20 protein-coding genes are annotated in these 19,554 nt (G+C 37.0%); all 20 read right to left on the bottom strand.

Annotation, left to right across the window (positions count from 1 at the left end):
• Window positions 1-984 (bottom strand): hypothetical protein (locus tag HMPREF3032_RS05260; protein WP_197413491.1); only part of this gene is annotated, 984 nt, incomplete at its 3' end.
• Between the two features lie 146 nt (window positions 985-1,130).
• Window positions 1,131-1,229 carry a DNA/RNA non-specific endonuclease gene (locus HMPREF3032_RS07760; protein WP_369813346.1) on the bottom strand — a complete coding sequence of 33 codons (99 nt, stop codon included), beginning with the start codon at window positions 1,227-1,229 and terminating at the stop codon, window positions 1,131-1,133.
• A 43-nt stretch (window positions 1,230-1,272) separates the two neighbouring features.
• Window positions 1,273-1,863 (bottom strand): hypothetical protein, encoded by a 591-nt coding sequence (locus HMPREF3032_RS05255; protein ID WP_062402700.1) that lies wholly within the window; start codon window positions 1,861-1,863, stop codon window positions 1,273-1,275.
• A 71-nt stretch (window positions 1,864-1,934) separates the two neighbouring features.
• Window positions 1,935-2,519 carry a hypothetical protein gene (locus HMPREF3032_RS05250; protein ID WP_062402696.1) on the bottom strand — a complete coding sequence of 195 codons (585 nt, stop codon included), beginning with the start codon at window positions 2,517-2,519 and terminating at the stop codon, window positions 1,935-1,937.
• A 465-nt stretch (window positions 2,520-2,984) separates the two neighbouring features.
• Window positions 2,985-3,362: a hypothetical protein gene (locus HMPREF3032_RS05240; RefSeq protein WP_062402689.1), complete on the bottom strand. Its 378-nt coding sequence runs from the start codon at window positions 3,360-3,362 to the stop codon at window positions 2,985-2,987.
• A gap of 188 nt (window positions 3,363-3,550) precedes the next feature.
• Complete coding sequence (locus tag HMPREF3032_RS07645) at window positions 3,551-3,721, bottom strand: hypothetical protein (RefSeq protein WP_164725935.1); 171 nt, start codon at window positions 3,719-3,721, stop codon at window positions 3,551-3,553.
• 59 nt (window positions 3,722-3,780) lie between these two features.
• Window positions 3,781-3,963, bottom strand: a complete 183-nt coding sequence (locus HMPREF3032_RS07600; RefSeq protein ID WP_156439346.1) for a hypothetical protein — start codon at window positions 3,961-3,963, stop codon at window positions 3,781-3,783.
• A 616-nt stretch (window positions 3,964-4,579) separates the two neighbouring features.
• On the bottom strand, window positions 4,580-4,783 hold the full coding sequence (locus tag HMPREF3032_RS05230) for a hypothetical protein (RefSeq protein WP_062402683.1): 204 nt from the start codon (window positions 4,781-4,783) through the stop codon (window positions 4,580-4,582).
• A 392-nt stretch (window positions 4,784-5,175) separates the two neighbouring features.
• Window positions 5,176-5,370: a hypothetical protein gene (locus HMPREF3032_RS05225; RefSeq protein WP_062402681.1), complete on the bottom strand. Its 195-nt coding sequence runs from the start codon at window positions 5,368-5,370 to the stop codon at window positions 5,176-5,178.
• Between the two features lie 210 nt (window positions 5,371-5,580).
• Window positions 5,581-5,859, bottom strand: a complete 279-nt coding sequence (locus HMPREF3032_RS05220) for a hypothetical protein (protein ID WP_062402679.1) — start codon at window positions 5,857-5,859, stop codon at window positions 5,581-5,583.
• A 198-nt stretch (window positions 5,860-6,057) separates the two neighbouring features.
• Window positions 6,058-7,299, bottom strand: coding sequence for a methionine gamma-lyase family protein (locus tag HMPREF3032_RS05215; RefSeq protein ID WP_062402676.1), 1,242 nt, complete (start codon window positions 7,297-7,299; stop codon window positions 6,058-6,060).
• Window position 7,300: 1 nt separating this feature from the next.
• Entirely contained in the window at window positions 7,301-8,248 is a 948-nt protein-coding gene (gene miaA / locus HMPREF3032_RS05210) for a tRNA (adenosine(37)-N6)-dimethylallyltransferase MiaA (protein ID WP_062402673.1), read from the bottom strand.
• Between the two features lies 1 nt (window position 8,249).
• Window positions 8,250-9,029, bottom strand: a complete 780-nt coding sequence (locus HMPREF3032_RS05205; protein WP_082717801.1) for a class I SAM-dependent methyltransferase — start codon at window positions 9,027-9,029, stop codon at window positions 8,250-8,252.
• A 1-nt stretch (window position 9,030) separates the two neighbouring features.
• Window positions 9,031-11,049, bottom strand: coding sequence for a DNA mismatch repair endonuclease MutL (gene mutL, locus HMPREF3032_RS05200; RefSeq protein WP_062402667.1), 2,019 nt, complete (start codon window positions 11,047-11,049; stop codon window positions 9,031-9,033).
• Window positions 11,049-13,649: a DNA mismatch repair protein MutS gene (gene mutS / locus HMPREF3032_RS05195; RefSeq protein ID WP_062402664.1), complete on the bottom strand. Its 2,601-nt coding sequence runs from the start codon at window positions 13,647-13,649 to the stop codon at window positions 11,049-11,051. The genes mutL and mutS overlap by 1 nt, the downstream gene beginning before the upstream one ends.
• Before the next feature lie 14 nt (window positions 13,650-13,663).
• The gene (gene miaB, locus HMPREF3032_RS05190) at window positions 13,664-14,974 is read right to left on the bottom strand and encodes a tRNA (N6-isopentenyl adenosine(37)-C2)-methylthiotransferase MiaB (protein ID WP_062402660.1); all 1,311 of its coding nucleotides are present in this window, start codon (window positions 14,972-14,974) and stop codon (window positions 13,664-13,666) included.
• Between the two features lies 1 nt (window position 14,975).
• Window positions 14,976-15,833, bottom strand: a complete 858-nt coding sequence (locus HMPREF3032_RS05185; RefSeq protein WP_009352777.1) for an Asp23/Gls24 family envelope stress response protein — start codon at window positions 15,831-15,833, stop codon at window positions 14,976-14,978.
• Between the two features lie 9 nt (window positions 15,834-15,842).
• On the bottom strand, window positions 15,843-16,670 hold the full coding sequence (locus HMPREF3032_RS05180; RefSeq protein ID WP_062402657.1) for a PHP domain-containing protein: 828 nt from the start codon (window positions 16,668-16,670) through the stop codon (window positions 15,843-15,845).
• Window positions 16,671-16,683: 13 nt separating this feature from the next.
• Window positions 16,684-17,148: an SsrA-binding protein SmpB gene (gene smpB / locus HMPREF3032_RS05175; protein ID WP_009352740.1), complete on the bottom strand. Its 465-nt coding sequence runs from the start codon at window positions 17,146-17,148 to the stop codon at window positions 16,684-16,686.
• Window positions 17,148-19,520, bottom strand: a complete 2,373-nt coding sequence (rnr, locus tag HMPREF3032_RS05170) for a ribonuclease R (protein WP_072270767.1) — start codon at window positions 19,518-19,520, stop codon at window positions 17,148-17,150. Before rnr ends, smpB begins: the two co-directional genes overlap by 1 nt.
• Window positions 19,521-19,554 lie beyond the last annotated feature (34 nt).

Here is a 19,554-nt window from a genome sequence, read left to right as displayed (position 1 = left end):
GTGCATAGTCCCTGTGATACATCCTTCATGTGGTGCTACTGCATGCGTATGTAGTGGTTCTCCTTCCGGGGAGAAATACCGTTCTTCCCAGGCATTTATCAAAGCTAGTTCATCAGTAAAATTATCTTCTGTGATATTGTCATATACATAAGAGAGTTCACCAGTGGAAATATTAAATATACAATCTAAGGAAGTATATCTTTTTTCTAAAATTCTATGCATATCATAAAACTCATTAAACCAGTCCCAATAAGCAGCTGGCACTCTAAAATCCACTGTACCTTCAAATTTTGATTGTATATTTTTTTCTTTAATCCATGTATTATCCTTATACTCAACATAGATATTCAATTTTTTCTTATCACAGATTGTATCTAAATGAAAATACATTCTTTTAGAGTTCTTAGATATAAAATCTCTTAAATAAAGTGGCTTTTTCTTAATTATATTATTCAAAGTATCAACTAAATCAACAGATTTAATCCTATTTTTGAGTACTTTTTCTGGAATAATATTTTGTTTCTTTACTATACTAGCTGCTTCATCCCCCCAAAGAACACGACATTTATACCCTATCTTTCTATACTGCCAGATTAATTCTGGCGTATCGTGATATGTATAATCTAGAGGAATTTCATAATAATTAATTTGACTATTTCCGTCAACACCCACTTCTAACTCCACAATATCCAAAGGACAATTCTCTTCATCCTTTGGACTAATATAAGCACTATTAGCTATTTTTCCTAATCCTAGCCCTGAAATATCGTCACGGAGATAATTAGAGACTATAAATAAATCATTTCTAGTTATAAATGAATCATCATTATATATAACTATAAAGTCGCCACAATATGATCCTAAATATAATTCAATATGAACTAGTATCTTTAACCAATTGCCAGGAATATACGTACTTCCTATTTCTCTAATAGCCTGTATTAAATTTTCTTCCATCAATAATTTATTTTCTTCTGAAAACATTATGTACCTCCATTAGAAAACCTAGCTTTCTCTTCATTTCCATTAATAAAATAACTTATATTAAATTCTTTCGGTCTTTTATTTTCTCCATCATATACTATATCTATCATTACCTTTACCTCCTTACCCCTTTGTAACGCATTCTTCTATTGATTTTCCATTATTCTATAATCACTTCTGTTAACAATTTTATCCATAACAACTAGATTATCTAATTCTCCTGATCCTCCAAAGGTTTTAGCTATCAGATGCCCCCTTCGTCATTTGGTAATCGGTCATCATCTGAATTTAATTGATCTCCTTTATTTCTCCATTTCTCTTCATATACTCTTTAACTAATGAGGCATTTAATTCTCGGAGTCCTTGTGCCACTTTTTTTTCATCCTTGTAAACATCAGGGTATTTTTCTATAATCAATAAATATTCTTCATCATCCTTCATTTTCTTATACAACAAATAAAAGGTATCTAGATCTTGATCATCCATATCTTTAAAATTTGTTAAAAGAGTAATATCGTCTAAATACCCATATCTTAATTCCCCTATACTAGAATAAAATGAGCCTCTTCCTTCTACATCAGCAATATAATTTTTTTCATATTCAACATTTAAGACTTTAATAATATGTATACCTAATCCTAATTTTGTCTTTGTATATCCTGACACTCCATAAGTATACAAATAATCACCTTTTACAATATACGTATACATCTCATTTTCTATAGTTAGATTATTAAAGTAATCTCTCAATTCATAAAAATAGGTTATTTCATATCGAAAAAATGTTTTTATATCCATATACCGATAAATATTAATATATAGATAAAGTGGTCCCATTATCGCCATAATTATTAAAAACCATATGCATACTTTTTTCACAATTCATCACCTGCTAAGGATATACAATAGAATATGTAAAGGATAGATAGTTCAGTTGCTTTTTCTTAAATTTACGGAAATAATTGGAAACTATCGTCAAATGTAGGTTCAACTCTCCAATCTATATTTCGTGACTCTAAGTATTCAAAATAATCAACATTACGCCATATACTAGATTCTAGGAAAAATGAATTATCAATAGTTGCAAATGTATGCTGTAAAGCAAACTCTTTTATTTCTTCATACTTTTTCTCAAATAATAAACCTTTTATAATAAAACTTTCAAATTCCCATGCATTAATTATTAAATATCTATAAAAATGCACACAATTTTCTTTATTTGGATTATACGAAAGTATCTTTTTATATAGTTCTATTGCCAAAAAATATGGTTGGCATATAAGTTTCTCTGACTGAATTAGCTTTTCTAATAGGTCATATAATTGGCTATCAAAATGAACATCAGTGATTAGATTATATAAAATATAATAGATTCTAGATATTTTATTATCCCAAATCTTTTCCAGAAACTCAGTTTTTGTTAAAGAGTGTATCGTTCTCTTATCCCAATATTGGTAAAAAAGACAATCAAAAATATTTTTCCCGTCTAGAATACTTGTAAACAGGTATAATAGTATTTTATATCTTTTACACATGTAATAACCTCTACTTAATAAATTGGATAGGATAAAATAGAAAATGACTTTTTGAAAGTTTAAACTTCCAACAACTTGCACAAGATGTATATACTTTCAATACAAACAGAACTGTAAAAGGTATATTTCAAAATATGACGCACTTTATTAGTGAGGGATGATAACAATTCCTCATGTACCCAATAGTAGTAACCTATAATAGTGTAAGTTATTAATAATAAGGAGTTCCATTTAATCCAACCATCTATAAATCCAAATCGAATTAATGTACCAAAAGAGACAGAGAAAATTAATACTCGTAAAATATGAATCCCTATATTGGTTAACATAGTATATCTTTTGTTATTGTATTTAAAACAATATATGCATAACGGAATCAATCCAATGCAATTATAAAACAAAAATAACATATCCTCCACATCAGCTCCATAGCCATCAAGTGTTTGGAGTGTTATTTTGATGATTTCATGCATTTGTATCCTCTTTCACTAAATGACCTAACTTATTTCTCATCTTAACGATAAAATCATCATTTGACTCTGCTACTATAAAACATAATAGATGAAGAGGTATAATAAACATAGCTGTTGCCCAAATGGTTGGAATATTCATTGATCTGAACCGTTTTATAGTAAATATAAACAACATATACTGAGAACCACCTATGATGATAGCTACTATTAAAGCAAGAATGTCAACCTCTGCCCCATTTTTCTCTAAAATAAGTGCAGGAATCCCTAGTAGCCATGACCACAATATTATCCAGCCTAAACTTTTATTATAACCTTTTATCGAAAGTGGTTTATATGGATTAAAATTATCTTTTATTCTCTGCATAATCATTTTTAACTCTCCTTAATTTTACCACTCATTATATATACATCATATCATATTGATAAACTAAATTTGAATAGCCAACCATTTGCTACACCTGTTATTTAACTATTGTTTCTTACTACATACGTTTTTATAAAATCATCACCACATTTCATGCAACACAAAAGGACGCTTATTTCTAAGCGTCCTTATTCCTATTCTGTTTCTAACATCCGTTTCGCTCGTTCTTTGTCTTTTTTCAAGATTTGAGAAAACTCTCTAATGATTTGCCATTCTTCTTCTGTAGCTCTTAATTGGCGTTGCTTTCTTAGCTCTCCACCTGTTAATGGTCTACCTGCACCTTCTCGTGCTCCCCCTCTAGGCATCCTTATCACCACCCATGAATTTAGCTATAATTGTAATTGCATAGCTAACAACAAAGCCATTAATCCATGAACTCCAATCTAACCCTGTGTAAATTTTGGCGATAAACACAGCAATTGCTAATACTACGTACACTTTCAATATTGTTTTCATACTTTTCACGTGTCACAACGGATATATATTGAGAGATTTCTTCTAGCAGTAAGGCTACTATCGAATCGACAATCTCCATCCATTCTTTCACGCTTCACCTCCTTTCATATTTATATTATATCATCTTATAATTCAAATATAAGGAAAGTTAATAGAAAAACCACCTACTTATGCAGGTGGTTTTTATACTTCTCGGTGGGTGTCGCTTACCCCACATCTCAATCCTATTTCTAGTTGTGTAGAGGCCACAAATTTTCTACCTCGAGAAGTTCTTATACCTATTCTACTAAAAATATTAGTAATTTGTAAAGCTCTTTAAATAAATTATGCTGAAAATACCCGATATAATTCTTATCAATAAAACTTCAAGTTAAATTAATCAATACCATATAATGCTTGCTTCATCCTTGCAATCATTATTTGCAATCATTTCTTTGACTTTTATTAAAGCTTTGAAAAAAAATAATTCCGGATAGATTGGATCTAAGCATTCAACCGTAAAGTTGAGAGTTGTTTTATCTACTGAAAATGTCCCATAATCTGTTCCATTATTGGGATAATAATTATATTTTACGGTATTCACTGTTTCATATTGTTTTTGTAGTCTTACCATTCTGTATAAACCTTATTATATTTTAGAATTGTGTAATGTTATAATTTTTTAGGTATTAATATATTCAATCATTTATTAAAGCAACAATAAATAATTAGACTTTTCGCAGTTCATCTTCTAATTCTTTTAACTTTTCTCTTGCTTTATTAATATCTTGTTTTACTAAGTTGGCAAATGCTTTAACTACTTCCCATTCATCTTCGTGCAATCGGATTTGATGACCTTGTCTAGCCTCGCTATATCCTTTACGCCACCCAACCTTGCGACCTGCACCTTCTCGTGTTCCACCTCTAGGCATCCTTATCTCCCCCTAACAGTTTAGTTATGATTGTAATTACATAGCTAACAACAAAGCCATTAATCCAGGAGCTCCAATCTAACCCTGTATAAATTTTAGCAATAAATACAGCAATCGCTAATACTACGTACACTTTCAATATAATTTTTCATACCTATCAACTCTAAAATTCCTTTCATAGTTAATCTATGTCATTTTATGATTACTTTTATTATACCACTTTACCGAAAAAAGTTTATATAGATAAAGATTATTTTTAATCCTCTGCATAATCACCTATTTTAATCCTCCTTAGCATATTGATAACTAAATTAGAATGAGTAGTCTTATGTGTGTCCTTTTTCATATTAATATATCTTTATACATAAAAAACCACCTACCTAAGTAAGTGGTTAGTATCCAAATTGTTTACACAATGCATCAAGTAACTCTTGATATTCTTTATCTTCTGCTAGCATTCTACAAAATTCATCTGCACTTGCAAAATAGGCTTCTTTTGTCTCCCATGTTATCACTGGCTCTGGATTGTTTTTAAAGTCATCAAGATAATCATATTTTATCTTTTCTTTTTGCAATTTGTTCGACATATGTTAACACTCCTTTATTTTGTAAATTTATAAAGGCTGCTCTGACAATTTTGAGGCTCCCATATCAGATTATTTTTCTATTTTATTATATAAAGTATCAAATATTTTTACAACATGCCGTTTATTCCCTTTAATATTCTCACTGTAAAATCACCCATAGGCCATTGCCTAGAGTGCTATTACAGATTATATTTTATTTATTGATTAGTTCTACATTTGTGTATCGACAAGTCTCTTAACCTTTCTTGACTTCTTCTTCTCTTTTCTTGACCTCTTCTTGTTTTTCTTTTTATCAGAAAATCCCAAACTTTTAAATAAATTTTCTGTCCATTCTTTCAACTCTTCATTTGAATCAACCAGTTTTTCAAATTCCTCAATCTCTTTATGATACAAATGAACTGTTTCTAATGTATAAAACGGTGTTGGCTCGTTTTCCCAATCATCTAAATAGTCATATAAATCATCATTTCTTTCGTTTATCTGCGACATATGATCCCCCCTTACCAAATATTGTTATCAATGTCTTCTCAACGATATATGTCTTATCTTTCCTATTATTTATCTACTCATACAAATTATAAGTTATATCAAATGTTGGGGCAAGAGGTTTTCGTCTAATTTAAACTCACCATAGAAAATACGTCATTTGTAACAAAAACCACCTACCTAAGTAAGTGGTTTCAAGATTTAATCTCTATGTTTTAATATCTCTTCCGCAGCCCCCAAGATGCCTAGCATGGAGTGTTCAAATACAAGTCCGCCTTGCATAAAGATGGTGTACGGTGGTCGCACTGGTCCATCTGCGCTCAGTTCAATGGAGGATCCTTGTACAAAGGTTCCGCCAGCCATGATGATTTTATCTTCGTAGCCAGGCATATCTCCTGGGATAGGGTGAACATGGGCATCTACAGGGCTATAGGCTTGCATGCCACGGCAGAAGTATTCCATTTCTTCTGGTCCATGTAGATTGATAGCTTGGATTAAGTCAAAGCGTGGTGCATCGACTTTTGGAAATACTTCATATCCCAATAAGGTTCCCACCGCTGCTGTATAGACCGCCCCTTTTAAAGCTTGTAATACTACATGTGGTGCTAAGAATAGTCCTTGGAAGAATAAGCGATATCCCGGTGCGTAGGATCCCATATGGTCTCCTAAGCCTGGAGCTGTTAACTGATACCCCACTTGTTCCACTAGGTCATCTCGACCTACCACGTAGCCACCGGTAGGCGCAATCCCGCCACCAGCATTTTTAATGAGGGAGCCTGCCATAATATCGGCTCCTACTTCTAGAGGCTCTCTAGTTTCTGTAAATTCACCATAACAATTATCCACAAAGGTTATGGTCTCAGGATTCACTTCTTTTACAGCTTTCACAATGATACCAATGTCTTCTACAGATAAAGGTTCTCGCGTACTATACCCTCTAGAACGTTGGATTACCACTACACGAGTGTCTTTTGTAATAGCTTGGCGAATGCCCTCTAAATCGTAGGTGTTATTTACTAAAGGAACTTCTTTATAGATGAAATCTTGCTCTGTTAATGATCCCGGTACATGACGTGACGCACCAATAACAGACTGCATCGTATCATATGGTTGCCCTACAGCATAGACAAACTCTTTCCCTTTCGATCCATTGCCCAAGATAGCTTGCAAGGTTGTGGCTAATGCATGGGTGCCAGACACGAAATGAGGGCGCACGATGGCACGCTCTCCTTTAAACACGTGAGCGAACACCTCGTCTAGTTTCTCACGACCCACATCATTGTAACCATAGCCACTGGTGCCATTAAAATGATAATCTGAAAGTTGGCACTCTTTAAATGCTTCCAGTACTTTTTTTGTATTATATAACGCCACAGGCTCAAATTTTTTGAACTCTTTTTCAGCTAGCTCAAGAGCCTGTTGACGGATTTCTTCTACAGTCATTCTATTCCTTTCTATGTATAGAAAACTCAAAACTAGTTTTAACCAGCTCCATAGCTTCCTCATAAATGCTTTCTTCACTGCGATTCGGAGTGATAGAAATCCACTGAATATACGGCATCCTTTTATACCACGTAATTTGCCGCTTTGCAAATTGTCGTGTATGTTGTTGGACTAATTCAATAGCCCGTTCTTTTGAATATTCCCCGTGAAAGTAAGGAATAATCTCTTTATATCCAATGCCTTTGAAAGCCTGCGAATCTGGTTTCACGCCAGATTCCAATAGGTGTTCTACTTCCTCGAATAAACCATCTCGAACCATATACTCTACTCGAAGGTTAATCCGTTCGTATAACTCCTCTCTGGACCGTTCTAAGCCGATGACAGGACCATGAAAGACTAATCCTTCTTTTGACGGCGTTAATAAAGCATGTCCCTCACCAGCTAGTACGCACTCAATCGCACGGTATAGGCGATGTTTATCTTGAAATGGTAACGTAAGATCTTCTTTTTTAGCCAATTCATTGGCATAGGCTTGCAAACCTTCTAATCCAGAGGTATCAAAAATTTTATCTAATTCAAGGCGCAAACTGTCATTGCGAGGTACATCTAAAAAGTCATAGCCCTCTAGCAAGGATTGCACATATAGCCCTGTCCCACCGGATAAAATGGGAATCTTACCGTCCTTGTTAACGACATCTATGACATTGTTAGCTTGTGCATCGAACTCTGCCACACTATACGAGTCATTAGGCTCATGGGTATCGATGAAATAATGAGGCACTCTGTTCAATTCTTCAAGGGTAGGTTTGGCAGTGCCAATAGTCAACCCTTTATAAATTTGGTAAGCATCTCCAGATAGTACGGGAGATTGTAAGGTTTCCGCCATCCGCAAGGTAAGGGCTGTTTTCCCTACTGCGGTAGGTCCCAAAATAGTGATTAACTGATTCATCTTACCTCCTTTCATAGATACCATAGGCAATGGAACTATATTTACCACCTACCATTTCTATAGGTGGTATGTCTTTGAATAGACGACTGCCTTTGCGCTCTTTAATGACCAAACGTTTCGATTTTTCCAAGCCGAGTTCTACAATATCTGGATGTATCTTAGATTCTAGTAAATGACCACGCCACTGCTGAAATTGAGGACTTTCATAAACAGGATTTTCAAACATAGGGTCCAAATAGATAACATCATACCGATTAGGTTCTATCTGGTTTAAAAAATCCTGATAATTGCAAATGACTAATTGAATACGGCGCAATGCCTCTGTTACACTTGGATTCTTATGTTGAAAGTGTCGAAATCCATAATTGGTGATATACCCCAAGATAGGATGTCCTTCAATAGCCGTATGACGTGTTAACTGTGGACAACCATAGCTGATAATAGCACTATCGGCTCCTAAGCCGGCAGTACAATCTAAAACAGATGTGGCCGTTTCATAGCCGATAGCTCGCAGAAGATGGTCTGTATGTCCACGGTCGATTTCTAACAAGCGCAAATGTGCCATAGACAGATGAAATTGATGAGGTATTCCCTCTTTTGTTACAAAAGAAGGACCTTCCTTGGTCACTACTAAGGCACCCGCACAATGATGTGCATCTAATAATTCTTCCACGGACTGATGCTTACGCGTCACATAGGGCATTTGCAGGAGTTGACTTAGCTCCTTAGCCTGTTCAATGAGATATGCATTTGTCTTTGAACTTGTGCTAATGAGATACATATTAACTCCGTAAAAATAATTTTCCTAATTCGTCTGGTGTAAATTTAATGATCGTAGGTCGTCCGTGAGGACACACATAGGGCTTTTCTGTGCTGAACAGGTCTTGTAATAAAGCATCAATTTGTACCAAGTTTAGATTATGCCCTGCTTTAATGGCGCCACGACAGGAAGCATAGGCCAACATTTCATGACGTAATTGCGCCGCACTTGGGCTTTGATGATCATGCATATAGGAAAATACGTATTGTAAAATTTCTGGAACTTTACTTTCAATAATATCCACAGGATGACCATCAATACGTAAGGAAGTGGGTCCACCTTGGTCTACTTGGAATCCTAAATCTAACAATGCATCTCTCTGTTCTTCCGCTAATGTTAATTCTTCCTCGCTAACATCCATGTGTATAGGCATCAATAATTCCTGCATAGGAATGGACTCGGAAGATTTGCATAGTTTATCATACCGCACACGTTCGTGCGCTGCATGTTGGTCGATAATGTATAAATCATCGCCTTTTTTTGCCAAAATATAGCAAGAGGCTACTTGGCCCATAGGAAGTAATCCTTGATTGGCTACTGTTTTACTAATATTAGTATTGTTTGAATCACCATGATGAGTATCATAAGAATCATCTGCACCAATAGCTGCTCCAGTGTGAGAATCACCTGCTAATCCTTGTGATGTAGTTAAACCTTCAGCTCCAAATTCTTTTCCAATATGGTTTATATATGGATCTACAGAGCTTGGCACTAGATTAGGCCGTGATTCACGGATTGCTCTGAACCGATCTTTGTCTTCCTGTGTATAACTTTTAGGCACAAAGTTTTCATTCACATCTAGGGATTCGTTAAAATTGCTTTGTTCATACACAGTGCGCTGTGGCACTGTATATCCCTTTTGACGGATGGTATCCACAAGGGCCTCTGTTTTTTCACGCATCACTGTAAATCCTTGGGAACGTCCAGTGAATACTTTATCGTAGTCGATAGCTGTAGCAATGGTTTCTTCTTGCTGGCTAGTTGTGTGATGAGTCGGATGTTCTAAGGCTTGTAAAATACTGTTATACACTGCCTTAAATACCGGCTTATCGTCAGAGAATTTCACTTCACTTTTTCGTGGATGTACATTGATATCTACGGTCCCTGGAGGTACTACGATTTGTAACACCACCAAGGGATAGCCACCTTTCGGTAATAGGGCATGGTACGCCGTATCGATAGCCTTATAGATAGCTTTGTCGGAAATGACACGTTGGTTTACGATGATCGTCTGCCATTGACGGCTACTTTTTAGTACCGTTGGCTTGCTGACCACACCTTCCACATAAATACCTTCCGCCTCATAAGCAATGGGAAATACATCTTCACTCACTTTAAATCCATAGAGAGCGGCGATAGTATCCACCATATTTCCATTTCCTGGTGTCATGATGGTTACACGATTATCCACGATGCATTTAAAGGCTATATGGTTATGGCTAAGAGACAATTTACCAATCATATCTTGAATCTTATTCGCTTCTGTACGAGTAGATTTTAAAAACTTTCTACGAGCCGGGGTGTTATAAAATAAATCTTTCACCTCAATGGAGGTGCCCACCGATGTGCCACATGGATCGCAATCTACCATATGACCACCTTCGATATAAATCCGTGTGCCCATAGTATCCGTTTCCTGACGGGTCCATAAGGTAAACTTAGATACAGAGGCAATGCTGGCAATCGCTTCACCACGAAAACCTAAAGAGGCAATATCGTATAAATCGTCGGCACTGCGAATTTTACTAGTAGCGTGACGCAATACGGCTAGCCGTGCATCTACTTCGGACATACCGCACCCATTGTCGGTAATACGCATGTATTCGATGCCACCTTCTGCGATTTCCACTTCAATAGAAGTAGCCCCTGCGTCGATGGCATTTTCTACTAACTCTTTGATAACAGAGGCAGGGCGTTCTACGACTTCGCCAGCTGCTATCTGATTAATAGTCGTTTCATCTAGGACATGAATGGTTGGCATTACTTGCCACCTCCTTGTTTCGCCTCTTCCTGTAAACGATATAATTCACTGATGGCCTCTATGGGTGTCATACTCATTATGTCTAGCTTTAATAACTGATCCAGAACAGGTTGTGTAAATAAATCACCACTCCCGAATAGAGGGCCTGTAACACTTTGTTTTTCTTTTTTCTTAGGCACTGCTTCCGATACCACTTTTCCATCTTCCAAATGAGATAGAATTGTGTTAGCTCGATCTAGAACAGCCTTAGGAAGACCTGCTAATTTAGCCACATGGATACCATAACTGCGGTCTGCCCCACCTTTTACAATGCGGCGCAAAAATAGTACATCATTGCCTTTATCTTTAACGGCTACCGTATAGTTTTTCAGTTTATTATATTGGTCTTCCAGTTCAATCAACTCGTGATAATGCGTGGCAAACAAACTTTTACAGTGGATGGTTTCACAAATGTGCTCTATTACGGCACGAGCAATGCTAAGGCCATCAAAGGTAGATGTACCACGGCCAATTTCATCGAGGATGACTAGACTGTTGCATGTCGCATGCTCTAGGATATAGGATACTTCTTTCATTTCCACCATGAAAGTACTTTGGCCTGTGGAAATATCATCGCTGGCACCGACGCGGGTAAAAATTCTGTCCACAGGAGCAATGGTGGCTTCTCTAGCAGGAATAAATGAGCCAATTTGCGCCATAATCATGAGCAAAGCCACTTGACGCATATAGGTAGATTTACCTGCCATGTTAGGACCTGTGATAAGGATAAACTCTTCTTCGGAATGGTTCAACACCACATCATTAGGAATGAACAATTCCTGTTTCAGCAAGATTTCAATCACTGGATGGCGACCGTCTTTGATGGAAATCGCTCCATTTGTAACAATAGTAGGACATACATATTTATTAGTAAAGGCCACTTCCCCTAAGCTCAAAATCACGTCTAACTGTGCAATGCCACGAGCCGTTTCTTGAATCTCTTTAATATGCGCTTTAGCAATCAACCGTAAGTCTTGGTACAAAGAATATTCCAACTTTTGAATTTGCTCTTTTGCATTGAGCATTTTTATTTCAAACTCTTTTAGCTCTGGCGTAATATAGCGCTCCGCATTGGTTAAGGTTTGCTTACGAATGAAATAATCTGGCACGAGCCCCACTTGCCCTTGGGATACTTCAAAATAGTATCCGAATACTTTATTATAGCCTGTTTTAAGACGAATTCCTGTAGCTTGTTTCGCCTCTTCTTCTAAGCGATGTAGCCACTCTTGACTATTGGTAGCCAAAGAACGTAATTCATCTAATTCTTCACTGTATCCATCACGGATAACATGACCATCTTTCAACGCCAACGACGGCTGATCCACGATAGCACGTGTTAAGAGGTCACATAGGTCATCATGAGTATGAATCATAATATGACAGTCTTGAAGAATATTAGAGATACAATGTTGTATTACCTCTTGAATCATCGGTAAGACCCGCAAAGATTCTCGTAAGGAGGCAAAATCTCTAGGAGACACACTCCCCGTTTCTACACGGCTTAGAATACGTTCAAAATCATAAACTGATGTCAGTAAAGAACGCAGTTGACTGCGCATGGTTGGATTATCAATAGATTCACCTATGCCCATTTGACGGCGCACGATGCGATGGATATCCATTAAAGGATGTTCAATCCACTGTTTCAACATGCGAGCCCCCATAGGGGTTAATGTTTTATCTAGTACATCTAGGAGCGTACCTTTTTTAGATCCATCTCGAACATTTCTTGTAATCTCCAAATGACGCAAACAAGATGTGTCCAATATCATGCGGTCTCCCACAGATAGTTGGTGTACATAATTAATATGAGATGTATCTGTTTTAATAATTTCTTGTAAATAGAGAATTACATAACCTAAGGCTTCTAATACATCTTCTTCTAGCAAGCCGGCGTCAGAAAAATGTTCACGACCTTTTAGGCGAATACTGTCTATAGTTTCTGTAGGCGTGAACGGAGACAAGGCTATGCCTGACATTTGACGTGTCAAAAATTCTTGGATACTAGGAGGTAATTCACTACTACCAGCTAGGATAAGCTCTTTTGGTTGGTACATGGTGAAAGCATCAAATAAAGAACTTTCACTACCGCAATTCATACGTTCCCAAATCACTTCACCAGTAGTGATATCTGTGAACAACACAATGCGCTGCCCCCCTGTTTCATAGGTCAAGGCTAAAAAGTTATTTTCTCCATCTTTTGTACCATTTTCACTGAGTACTGTACCAGGCGTGATGACACGAATGACATCACGTTTTACGATACCCTTTGCCTCTTTAGGATCTTCCACTTGTTCACAGATGGCTACCTTGTATCCTTTACTGATGAGTTTTTCAATATAGGATTCCGCAGAATGGAAGGGAACGCCACACATAGGAGCTTTATCTTCTTCACCAGCATTGCGACCTGTTAAGGTTATATTCAATTCTCGTGATGCGGTGATAGCATCGTCGTAAAAAAGCTCATAAAAGTCACCTAACCGAAAAAATAATAGTTCCTTTTCATAGCGAGCTTTAATACTAAAATACTGCTCCATCATAGGCGTTTGTTTCTTGCCCATCTGCTAACTCCTTTCTATAGTACCGTGCCGTATAATACCCAAGTTTGTCCTTTATCGATGCGCACATCGATAGTATCCCCAATTTTTAAGGTCTCTTGTTTAGGGAATAGGACCATTTTATTACCTGATGTACGACCAAACCACATATTTTCATCAGTACGGCTAGGACCTTCTACGATAATATCGTATACCTTGCCTTCCATGGCTTGGTTTAACTCGAGGGAAATCTCGTTTTGCACGTCCATCAAGGCTTGCAAACGAACACGTTTTACTTCCTCTGGCACTTGTTCTTCAAACTCCGCTGCTGGTGTACCAGAGCGTTTGGAATAAATGAAAGTAAATGCCATATCATAGCGTACGTCTTTCAATAATTGCAATGTTTGTTGGAAATCTTCCTCTGTTTCTCCAGGGAAACCCACAATAATGTCTGTTGTGATAGTAACGCCATCGATTTTTTCACGGCAATATTGTAACAACTCTTTATATTGTTCTACAGAATAATGACGATTCATTCGTTTTAAAATGTTGTCAGATCCAGACTGCACTGGTAAATGTAACTGTGTCACAATATTAGAAGAACGACCTAAGGCATCTACCATGCCTTTCGTCATATCTTGGGGGTGGCTTGTCATATAACGAATACGCTCGATACCTGGAATGCCATCTAAGGCATCTACTAAAGTACCAAAGTCTGTACCATCTTTAAAATCCAAACCATAGGAGTTTACGTTTTGTCCCAACAAAGTGATTTCTTTAAAGCCCTTTTCACCTAGTTCACGCACATCCTTCACAATGGACTCTACAGGTCGGCTAATTTCACGGCCCCGCACATGGGGTACGATACAGTATGTACAGAACTTATTACAACCATTCATAATTGGTACCCACGCAAAGAAAGTACCATTTGGTTTCGCCGCCAGTTCTGGTAATACAGTGTTATCCATTTCTACATTGACTTGGCGTTTTTTCGTACGTTGCACTTCTTTTACCATTTCATTGATATGTTGGATATTATGCGTACCCAATACAATATCAATATGAGGTGCTCGTTTGAACATATCCGCTTGGTTTTTTTGTGCCATACAGCCAGTGATGGCAATGATTAAGTTTTTATTCTTTTCTTTCAAATGCTTTAACTCGCCAATACGGCCATAAATTTTATTTTCCGCTGTTTCACGAACGCAACAAGTATTTAAAATAATCAAATCCGAAGAATCTACATCTTCTGTAGGTACATATCCAACAGACTCTAATTGATGTGCCAATCGTTCTGAATCACTTTCATTCATTTGGCAACCATATGTATAAATATAGTATGACTTCATATTACTCCTTATGCTTGTATTTTACTTTTGATGGCTCAATGGTGCCACCTACCTTAATAGCAAGTCGCTCAATAGACATGCCTGTAATATATTCAATTTCTTGACGTATCGTTTTTTGTAAAGTATCCATGATTTCCTTGACCACAAATCCTAGCATAACGGTAACGTCAATTTGTAAGATTAAACCATTAGTGACTTCTTTACTTTTCTTAATGTCCATACTACGCACATCTGTCACACCTGGAGATTTTTCAATGCTATTCCTGATGAGTGCTTGAATCACTGCATCTTCAAAAACTAGTTTTCCATAATAGCTAAAAGCTGGACGGATAACAGATTTTTCCCATCCTTCATCTTGTTTCGAAGATAATCTAGTTCTTCGCCAGAAAGATTTAATAGGGTCGATTAAAAAGCCTTTAAAATGGGGTTTCAATTCAACAGTTGGAACGGGAATAATATGCTTTCCTTCTTTTAATCTAGCGTGTTGTGCTTTTTCAATATCTTTTGGGGTGGCTACATCTTCAATATGGATATAATAGGACGGCCCAGGGATGCCGAGGGCTTTTGTAATTTTTCCAATCATATTTTCCGACGTACCTAATATCATAAGGCGTTCTGGTTGAATTTCATCTAGCGCTTTTCTTACGCTTTCTACCTGTTTTTTATCCTGAAAGATAGCACGTCGAACTGCTTTAATGCGATTTTCTTCTTTTTTTGCTGAAAAACCACCTACAATGCGATTATTATGAATTAAAATTCCATCATCAATGATACAAGATGCGTGATGTTCATGTGCCACCACCAATGCTCTATGACTTTTACCTGTTCCGCTAGGGCCAATAAATGCGATTACATCCATACTACACCTCTATGCGCCTTGTAAGGCTTTCATAAAATTAGCTACCCACTCATGTTGTATTTCGTATTCTCCAAGACCGATACTTTCAGGGAAACGATCTTGAATGCCATGAAAGTCGGATCCACCAGATATTAACAATCCTCGAGTCTCTGCAATCTTGCGATATTTAGTACTATCCTTGGTGGAATGACTAGAATGATACACCTCGACACCATCAAATGGTAGGTCTAGTAACTCATTCACATAGGTATCATTCTCTACTAGTTTCGGGTGTGCAAGTACAGCTATACCACCAGCACGATGAATCAAATCAATGGCTTGTTGAGGCTCATACTTTTCTTTTGGTACAAAGCAAGGACCTTTTGGGTTTAACATCGTATCAAAGGCTTCTCCTACGGTTTCCACATACCCATGAGCAATAAGTAATTGCGCAATATGAGGGCGTCCAAAGGACACTGCATCAGTGAATGTATTTACTAATTCCTCGTAGGAAATATCATAGCCTGCGTCCGCACATTTATCTACCATTTTATGAATTCTAGAGCGTCGCACTTCTTTAAAATGAGAAATATAATCCTGTAGTTCTGGATGCTCTAAGGAAAACTGATATCCCAACACATGAACTTCTTTTTCATGGTAATAGGTACTAAACTCGCAACCATGAAAGATTTGAATCCCTGTTCTATCATTTGTCGTCAATTGCGCATAGGCTCCTACTTCATCATGATCTGTAATAGAAATAGCTTGTAAATGCTTTTCCTTTGCTAATGCCACCAAATCTCTTGGCATATATGTACCATCTGATACATTCGTATGCATGTGGAAATCGACTAACATAGACTTTCCTTTCTTAACGATTTTGTTCTTTCATACGGCGCTGAATATCTCGTTTTGCATCACGTTCCGCCATATCTTGTCGTTTATCATAATTTTTCTTACCTGTTACAAGGCCAATAGTGACTTTAACATATCCATGACTATAGTGAAAGTTCAAGGGGATCAAAGAGTAACCTTTTTCTTTTACTTGCCCTAATAATTTATGAATCTCCCGTTTATGCATAAGCAATTTACGTGTCCGTTCTGGCTCATGATTAAATTGATTGCCTTGCTCGTATTTACTGATATGTACTTGGTATAAGAAAAGTTCACCATGTTCAATGCGGCAAAAACTATCTTTTAAATTGATGCGACCAGCTCGAATGGATTTCACTTCCGTTCCCGTAAGGGCAATCCCTGCTTCATAGGTTTCATGAATGTGAAAGTCATGCCTAGCTTTGCGATTATCTACAATTAATGCATTGTTATCTTTCGCCATTACCGTTTCCTCTGTTTCTTTCCTTTTTTATGATTACTTTTTTTGTGTATCGTTTCATAAAATGCTGTTTTCTTTTTTGTATCCAACTTGCGTAGCATTCGCTCTACCGCTTTCGTGGTACCTGTCGTTTCTATTATATCATGAGTTTGTCTATCTCGACTTTTTCGTTTCTCTTCTCTTTGCTTCTTATAGGATTTTCTATTTCCCCGTTTCGGTTTTGAAAGTGACTCTTCACGACCTTGTCCTCGCCGTAAGTATCTATCGATGTATTCCACTTCACCAATGACAAAATCGATTTGGCGAAGCTCTGTATCAGCTTTAATCAATGTTACTGTCACCGGTGTACCTAAGTGATATTCCTTTCCACTTCGTCTACCATAGGCCATATAATGTGGCTCGTCAAAGACATAATGGTCATCATCCATTAAATTATACGGTACTAAACCATCTACCCCATTATTAAGTTCAATAAATAAACCAAAGGCAGTAATTGAACTTACATGTCCTTCGAAACTTTCACCAACATATTGTGCCATATACTGAACCTTTTTCATGTCCAAAGTTTCCCGTTCTGCTTCTGTAGCGATTTGTTCACGCTCTGAGCAATGACTGGCACTATGTGTTAAATAGGACTCATCAGCAATCGGCGCGAGTCGTTTTGGTTTGCCTTCTAGGACATAGCGCAATAGTCGATGAATCATTAAATCTGGATAGCGGCGAATAGGTGATGTAAAATGGGTATACGTAGAAGATGCCAGACCAAAGTGTCCCATATTCTCTGAACTATATTTTGCTTGTTGCATAGAACGAAGTACCATGATTTGTACTACAGGTTCAATCTCTGTACCAGCCACAGATTGTAATAACTCCTCAATATGCTTAGGCTCAACCTTAGTCGGCAGTTTTACAGGATATCCTGCATGGTGTAATACCGTAATAAGTTGCTCTAACTTTGTATCTTTTGGTTCTTCATGAATACGATACACAGAAGTATCTAACCGTTCACTAAGAAATGTAGCTACGGTTTCATTGGCTAATAACATACATTGTTCGATTAATTTTTCTGCAATGGTTCTATCTTTTCGTACGATTCGTTGCGGTATGCCTGTAGCATCTAAAAGAACCTTATATTCTGGGAATTCAAAACTTATGGCTCCTGCTTGTTGACGCATCTTAATTAATTGGTATGCCAATGTTTCTAGGGTCCGCACCATTGCCATGAGTGGTGCCAAATCATCAGGAATGATATTTTCTTCTAAAGCTAAATAGATTTCCTTATAGCTACAACGACGAGTGATATGAATAATGGATGGCTTTATAGAATAGTGCAATACCTTACCTTGAGGACTTACTTCCATAATACAGGACATGGCATAGCGATCTTCCTTGGCTTGTAAGGAACAAATACCGTTTGATAGCTCCACTGGTAACATAGGGATCACACGATCCACCAAATACACACTGGTGCCACGGCGGTATGCCTCTTGGTCAATGATTGATCCAGCTGGCACGTAATGACTGACGTCTGCAATATGAACCCCCAATTCAATATTGCCATTGTCCAATACTTTCGCATGCACAGCATCATCTAAATCTTTCGCATCTTCTCCATCGATGGTGATCATTTCTTGGTGGCGCAAATCTAAGCGGTCTGCATCATCAGTAACTGTGAAAGAAATCTTCCGGGCCTCTTCTTGCACATCTTTTGGAAACTCTTTTGGCAAATTAAAGGTAGCCATCACTGACAAGACATCTAAATCTGGGGTAGAACTATCCCCTACAATTTCTACAATTTTTCCTTCTGCTTTACGATTTTCTTCTGGCCAAGCAGTTAATTCTACCACTACGGTAGCACCACTTCTAGCATCTAAAGTAGCTTCTAAAGGAATATAAATATCATCACCTAATCGTTCATTATGAGGTGTAACAAATCCACTTGTTTTTAGACGCTCAAAAACACCTACTACACGATTCGTATTTCGAGTCACAATACGATGGATAATACCTTCTGCTTTTCGCTCACTAGTTCCTTTCCGTTTGATTATATATTCTACTTCATCATCATGCATGGCTGTGCCTGAACAACCATTGGGAATGAATACATCTGGTAAGTGTCCCTCTGTAGGTATAACAAATCCAAACCCTTTTTTACTAGCTTTATAGATACCTAGTAATTTCCTATTTTCTGTTTTTTGATAGGTTGCATATTCACCATCTTTAATGCAAATAGAGCCTGCAGTTTCTAAATCATGTAAAATAGAAAAATATGCTTTAATTTCCTCATCTTTATAGCCCAAGATGAAAGGAACATCTTCTATATGATAAGATTCAGGCCATATATCTCTAAAAAATTGTAAGATTTCGTCTCTCATAGTACCTCAATATATCTATAAAAAAAACCTACCA

The organism is Veillonella sp. DNF00869, from assembly GCF_001553345.1.
Lineage (GTDB): Bacteria > Bacillota > Negativicutes > Veillonellales > Veillonellaceae > F0422.
Note: the sequence above shows the minus strand (reverse complement) of the source record. Positions and strands in the feature narration are given on the sequence as shown.